Annotated in this window: 6 protein-coding genes; 2 read left to right on the forward strand and 4 right to left on the reverse strand. The window is 51.6% G+C overall.

Annotated features, from left to right (window positions below; all coding sequences use genetic code 11):
• The first annotated feature begins 37 nt into the window (after window positions 1-37).
• Window positions 38-136, forward strand: a complete 99-nt coding sequence (locus tag ABYP73_RS10625; RefSeq protein ID WP_372974306.1) for a proton-translocating transhydrogenase family protein — start codon at window positions 38-40, stop codon at window positions 134-136.
• Window positions 137-1,543, forward strand: coding sequence for an NAD(P)(+) transhydrogenase (Re/Si-specific) subunit beta (locus ABYP73_RS10630; protein WP_372974304.1), 1,407 nt, complete (start codon window positions 137-139; stop codon window positions 1,541-1,543).
• Window positions 1,544-1,548: 5 nt separating this feature from the next.
• Here the strand turns inward: ABYP73_RS10630 and ABYP73_RS10635 are convergent, their stop codons facing one another.
• The 4 genes from ABYP73_RS10635 to ABYP73_RS10650 form a co-directional block, all read right to left on the reverse strand.
• On the reverse strand, window positions 1,549-3,081 hold the full coding sequence (locus tag ABYP73_RS10635) for a GNAT family N-acetyltransferase (protein ID WP_372974307.1): 1,533 nt from the start codon (window positions 3,079-3,081) through the stop codon (window positions 1,549-1,551).
• Between the two features lie 55 nt (window positions 3,082-3,136).
• Complete coding sequence (locus ABYP73_RS10640; protein WP_372944726.1) at window positions 3,137-4,195, reverse strand: mandelate racemase/muconate lactonizing enzyme family protein; 1,059 nt, start codon at window positions 4,193-4,195, stop codon at window positions 3,137-3,139.
• Window positions 4,195-4,995, reverse strand: coding sequence for a creatininase family protein (locus ABYP73_RS10645; protein ID WP_372944727.1), 801 nt, complete (start codon window positions 4,993-4,995; stop codon window positions 4,195-4,197). The genes ABYP73_RS10640 and ABYP73_RS10645 overlap by 1 nt, the downstream gene beginning before the upstream one ends.
• Window positions 4,976-6,481, reverse strand: a 1,506-nt coding sequence (locus ABYP73_RS10650) for a hypothetical protein (protein ID WP_372974305.1), incomplete at its 5' end; no start/stop codon positions are given. The genes ABYP73_RS10650 and ABYP73_RS10645, both read right to left, overlap by 20 nt.

The following is a 6,481-nucleotide window of genomic DNA, read 5'->3' on the forward strand; positions in this document are numbered from 1 at the left end:
ACGCAATGCAGATCCGTCCGATTACCTTACCCTGAGCCTGGGCGCCCTGGGGGTGGTCCTGGGGACGATCAATGTCGTAGGAGGGTTTGCCGTCACGAACCGTATGCTTAAGATGTTCAATAAAAAGAAGAAGTAGATGCTCATCACTACCGTTAATATCTCCTACCTTCTCGGCGCCATTGCTTTTGCTATCGGGCTGAAACAGATGAGCACTCCGGCCACCGCGCGTAAAGGAAACCTCCTTGCCACCATCGGGATGTCCGTGGCCATCCTGGCAACGCTTTTCCTGCCAATCGACGGAGCCGATAATAATTATGCCTGGATCATGGGCGCCATGACCCTGGGCGGCATCATAGGGTACATCAGCGCCATCAAGATCGAGATGACCGCCATGCCTCAAATGGTCTCTGTATTCAATGGCCTTGGCGGTGCCTGCGCCGTGGTGCTGGCCTACACTGAACTCTCCCATGTTTCCCTTGGAAGGATCACGGCTTCACAGGCCCAGTTACTGATACTACTGCTCACCCTGCTCATCGGGGCGGTAGCCTTCACCGGAAGTATGCTGGCCTACGGCAAATTACAGGGATTGGTGGATGACCGCAAGGTCACTCTACCCAGGCACAACCTCATCAACGCGGTGATCCTGGCCTTCCTGCTCGGACTTGCCACCTTTGTGTTTTTATCAGGAACCCAGCCCGGGCTGGTCTGGATCTCAACGCTCCTGGCCGTATCCCTGTTGTACGGCCTGTCTTTTGTCGCCCCCATCGGCGGTGCTGATATGCCTGTGGTGATCTCTCTCTTGAACGCATTTACCGGGTTGTCTGCCGCGGCAGCCGGTCTCATTTACGAGAACAATATCATGATGGTAGGTGGAATTCTGGTGGGTTCAGCAGGGATCATCCTCACCGTTGTGATGTGCAAGGCCATGAACCGCTCCCTTACCAATGTACTGGTCGGCGGTTTTGGGGAGAATCACACGAAGAATAAGGAAAAGGGAGACAAACAGGTGGCTAAGGAGATCACCTGTGCCGACCTGGCCGTCCAGCTTTACTACTCGAACACGGTCATGGTGGTTCCCGGGTACGGGCTCGCCGTGGCCCAGGCTCAGAAAGTTGTCAAACGCATGGACAACCTCCTCTCCGCCAATGGGGTAGACGTCACCTACGCCATACATCCGGTTGCGGGCCGTATGCCCGGACATATGAACGTACTCCTGGCTGAGGCAGACGTGCCCTATCCCAAACTACTCGACATGGAAGATGCGAATGAAGCTATGGCCAATACGGACATGGTGATCGTCATTGGTGCCAACGACGTGGTCAATCCGGCGGCTTATGACGACCCGTCAAGCCCCGTATACGGAATGCCCGTTATCAACGTATGGGAGGCCAAAAATGTAGTCGTGCTGAAGCGGAGCATGAATCCGGGTTATGCCGGGATACAGAACCAACTCTTCTTCCACCACAAGACCCGAATGCTCTTTGGGGACGCCAAGACCTCCCTGGAAGAGCTGAACGACGAAATCAAAACCCTGGAGGGTTAAATCAGTTATCCCTTTGGCGTCCTGCGCAGGTCAAAGATATCTTTCCTCCTGTCCCTCAAATTACGAACAGCCCCGAACTGGTTGAGTTCCCGTAGCAGATCGATATCCACATCAGCGATGAGGATCATCTCGGTATTGGGCGTAGCTTCCGCCTTGATCCCATTGGTAGGGAAGGAAAAGTCGCAGGGGGTGAAGACCATGGATTGGGCAAACTGAATATCCATGTTGTGCACGTTGGGCAGGTTCCCCACACTTCCGGCAATGGCCACATAACATTCATTTTCGATGGCCCGGGCCTGTGCGCAGTGCCGAACCCTGGAAAACCCGTTCTGTGTATCGGTGAGGAAAGGAATAAACAGGATATCCATACCTTCATCGGCCAGCAGCCTGCTCAACTCCGGGAATTCTGAGTCGTAACAGATCAGCACCCCGATCTTGCCGCAGTCGGTATCAAAGGTTTTGAGGTCCTTGCCCCCCTGCATCCCCCATACCTTGGCCTCGTCAGGGGTGACGTGTATCTTTTCATACCGTTCCATACTCCCGTCCCTGCGGCAGAGATAGCCGGCATTGACCAGCTTTCCGTCTTTCATTTCAGGCATACTGCCTGTGATGATGTTGATGTTGTAGGAAATAGAAAACTCAGAAAATTTCCTGACGATATCCTCCGTATGTTTGGCCAGCTCCCGGATCGCCTGGGATTCCCCAAGGTGATTGTTCTCCGCCATGAGTGGGGCGTTGAAAAATTCGGGAAAAAGGGCAAAATCAGAACGATAGCCGGAGACGGCGTCAATGAAGTACTCGGCCTGTTGCAAAAGGTCGTCCAGGTCTTTGTACGGCCTCATCTGCCATTGGATCAGGCCCAGCCTGATAGTCTTTTTCAGAGGTGACACTTTTTTGGTCGGCTTTTCGTAGTAGATATTCTTCCATTCCATCAAGACCGCAAACTCGTTGGAGGCCTCATCCCCTTCGAGGTATCCCTTGATGATCTTGGCCGGTTGGAAATCGTTGGAGATCTGAAAATTAAGGACCGGATCCGAGATTTCTTTCCTCCTCACCTTTTGGATATACTCCTTGGGAGAGAGGGAATCCGCGTATTTGTAATAGTTGGGTATACGGCCACCGAAGGCCACACCCTTGAGGTTCAGTCGCTCGCTGAGGTCCTTTCGGTAGTCATACAGTCTCCTCCCGAGGCGAAGCCCCCTGAATTCGGGTTTTATAAATACGTCGATTCCGTAGAGCATATCCCCTTCCGTGGAATGGGTACTAAAGGTATAGTTCCCGGTGACCTCTTTGTATGTGTGATTTACATCGAACTGACTGTAGTCCACAATCAGGGAGAGGGCGCAACCGGCCAGTTCTCCGTTGATCTTGATCACTACCTGTCCTTCCGGAAAAAGGTCGATGAGTTTCTCGATATGGTGTTCCCTCCAATAGGCATTGGGCATGGAAGTATAAGCGGAAATCATGGCATCCTTCAGCTCCTGGTAGTCGTCCATGCTGAGGTACGCCAATTCAATATTTTCAATTTCTATCACGATCTGCTTGTTTTGTGGTACAAAAATAAGGCATATTTCCTGTAATACTCATCCGGAGCTATTCCCGGTAGCCCAGCCCGGGTTCCTCAGAAGGGTAGAGGATTCCTTCTCTGAGTTCAAAAAGCCCCCGGAAAGGATCATTCTCCAGGTCGAGATGCCCATCCAGGTCTGCGAAGTGCACGTTGGGCCTGGAGAGCGCAAAATGAAGTCCGGCTGAGATTCCCAGGGCACATTCGTCCAAACAGCCGACCATGGCCTCCAGCCCGGCCGATTTTGCCACGGAATTGATGTGCATCCCCTCCAGGATCCCTCCTACCTTCATCAGTTTGATGTTGACCATATCGATCAGGTCGTGCTGGGCAAGTCTGAAGGCATCATCCAGGGTTTTCAGGCTTTCATCCGCCATAACCGGGATGCCCACGGCATGGGTCACTTCTCCCAGAGTGTGATCTGTCTTGGTTTTTGTAGGCTGTTCGAAGATCTGAATCCCCACATGCTGGGTAGCCCGTACGAAGGCTATGGAATCTTTTACACTATATCCCTGATTTCCATCGAATCTCAGGATCGCATGGGGAAATTCCTCCCTCAACCGGATCATCCTCCCAATGTCCTCCTCCAGGTCTATCCCCCCTTTGATCTTCAGGATTCTGAAGCCTCTCTTAGTATACTCCTTTGCCATGGAGAGCGTATCCCTCATACTCATAATGCCGATGGTGATACTGGTTTCGATGGAGTCCTGGAAGCCTCCCAGATACTGATACAAAGGGACGCCGGCTTTTTTAGAGACCAGGTCGAGCAAAGCCATATCGACCATAGAAAGTACGGATGGGCTATCGGGACAAAGTGATTTCAGTTCTTCCAGGATTCTCGTATAGGTAAAAGGAGAATGTCCTTTGAGAAATGGCAGGACTGTCTGTTCAATCACCTCTTGTGTCTTTTCTGCTGTCTCACCGGTCACTTCCAGGTCGGGAGCTGCACAGCCATACCCGGCAAGAAGGCTGTCCGTTTCGAGCTTTAAAATAAAATTACTCGTATGGGACACGGTTTCATACGCAATGGTATAGGGAACGGAGAGAGCCAGATCCAACCGTTCATAAGCAACCCGGGTGATCTTCATCAGTAACGCTTTTGGTAGAGGTCGTCCAGGGAAGAATTCTTGATAGACTCCACAAAACTCACCATATGGTGGATCATGAGCTCCCACATCTTTTTCCCTTTCTCGGCCGTAGCCTTGGTCGCATCCCCCATCACCCCGCTCTCGGAGATCTTGTTGGTCCTGACATACCAGTTCACGCCGTGCTCACTGTCAAAGTCGAGATACTTACTCCCGAACTGCAAAGTTTGGTTCACGGCCTTGTCCATTTGGACCACTTCAGGACGAATGGCCAGGGTGGTACTGGTCTCGAGCTCTCCTGCGTGAATGTCGTTGGGTGTCTCTACAAGATTGTAAAGAGCAACATCGCTGGTTTCCCCTGTATCGACACACACAAAGATCTTGGCATCCCTGTTGATCATCTGGGCCGCATAGTGGAGGGTCGGAGCATTGTCCCCGTGCCCGTTCAGGATCACGATTTTCTTGATCCCGTTTTTGGCCAGGCTCATCCCTAGATCGTAAACAAAGCGGGACAAAGCATCATTGGTCACACTCAGCGTGCCTTTGAAATCCTCGTGGTGGTAGGAGACGCCAAAAGGAATGGGAGGCAGTACCAGAGGTTTGGGATCCTCGCAGGCCTCGGCCACTTTAGCCGCCATGTATTTGGCGTCAAAAAAATCTATATCGACGGGTAAATGAGGTCCGTGTTGCTCAATGGCCCCGCAGGGCAGGATGGCCGTATCTACGATCTTCAGGTACTCCTCAAGCTCAGGCCAGGTCATTTCTTCCCACATGAAAGTGGGCTTAGGTTGTTTTGTACTCATCGCTCTTCATTAAAAAATAAGGCTGATTAAGGAAGTCCTTATCGGGTGTAAAAGTATGCCATTTCCGGTCATGGAGGCGTACACAGTCTTCAGAATATTTTTGGTAGATTTCCAGGAGGGGCTTCCTTATGTGGACGGGAATATCCTGCAGGCTACTCCGCTCCCTGTCGAACCGCAAGGAGACGATCTCCCGGTGTTCCCTGGCCAGCTTCCTGGTGTGTTCATTGTCCGTGATCAGGCCTTTGGAGTGCAGCAGGAAGTACAAATGAGCCGCGTCACTGCCCAGCTGTTTCACCCCTTGCTTCTCCAAAGCCAAAAGCCCCTTACGGATCTGTTCATCTGTGTACCCGCAACGACGGGGGTCTTCGTCCAGTGCCTTGAGCATTCCGATGATCCTCCTGCATTTCTCGCAGTTACCGCAGGGCAGCATCCTACCGTCCTTTTCATGTGCGGCGTGGCAGGATACCTGGTGCGCCTGAAGTTCAGGATACCTTTTTACAAGGATCTTGAGGATGAGCAATTCTGAAAGTGATCTTAGCACAGAATACTGTCTGATATTCCACCCTTTTTTGGCGTAAAACCGGGTCAGGGCGTTGTCAAAATATTTGCTCTGGTCGTAAAGCCCGTTGTAATGGGATATCCCGTGATGATTTCCCTTCACCGTAGTGTCGTATTCATTGCCGATCAAAATATTACCCGCATTGCGCCTGAGGGCTACCGGCAGGGTGCCAAAGAGGAATACGGCCACCGTCCAGAGCCTGATGGGGTAGATATCTGCCCTGATGTTCTGAAAATTCTCTTTGATAAAGGGCATTTGCCTGACCATCCAGTTAAAGATACGGTCGCTGTTGCACCAGGGCTTTGCAGTGTTGGGTTCGTTCTCCTGGTAAAAGTCATATGCGTTGACGGCCGTGAACCAGTGACGTCCGGATTCGTTGATAAAAACGGGGTGAGGCACCCCTATCTCCCTGATCAGACCGTAGGTGAGCAAGCTGTCTTTTCCCCCGCTGCTCAGGATGACGTATTCATCTTCCTTTGATTCTCTCGCCCTCCGGCGGAGGGGGAGGCCCTTGAAAGAATCTCCCTTGAAAATCAGGGATGCTGCCGTGTACCTGGGCAGGTTCTCCAGGGGCAGTTTATCGTAAGGAGGTAAAAGGAACTCGTTCTTGCTGTAGAACTTCATCACGAGGATCTCCCTGGAGGTGTTCTCCATCATATCGGTCAAGAAACGCCTGTCTGCCTCATCGAAAAGTCCATCGAACACAATTTCCTCAAAGAACAGCCCATAATTCAAGGCAACCTGTGCCACCATCAGGGATGCCAGGTTTACATCTTCGGCATTCTTCCGGTCGAAATAAGGTGCATTGTAGGAATAGATCAGGTGATTGGATATCTCTTCTCCATCCTTTTTTACTATGGTATAGGTCGCTTTTACCCTCCTGGGTTCTACAGTTAGTTCATGGACCAATAGCTTTGGGAAAACCAC

The sequence above is a fragment of the Muriicola sp. genome, assembly GCF_041567615.1.
Lineage (GTDB): Bacteria > Bacteroidota > Bacteroidia > Flavobacteriales > Flavobacteriaceae > Muriicola.

Coding starts and splice junctions, on each gene's coding strand:
- ABYP73_RS10645 (WP_372944727.1), bottom strand. CDS start 4,995: ATGAGTACAAAACAACCTAAGCCCACTTTCATGTGGGAAGAAATGACC.
- ABYP73_RS10640 (WP_372944726.1), bottom strand. CDS start 4,195: ATGAAGATCACCCGGGTTGCTTATGAACGGTTGGATCTGGCTCTCTCC.
- ABYP73_RS10630 (WP_372974304.1), top strand. CDS start 137: ATGCTCATCACTACCGTTAATATCTCCTACCTTCTCGGCGCCATTGCT.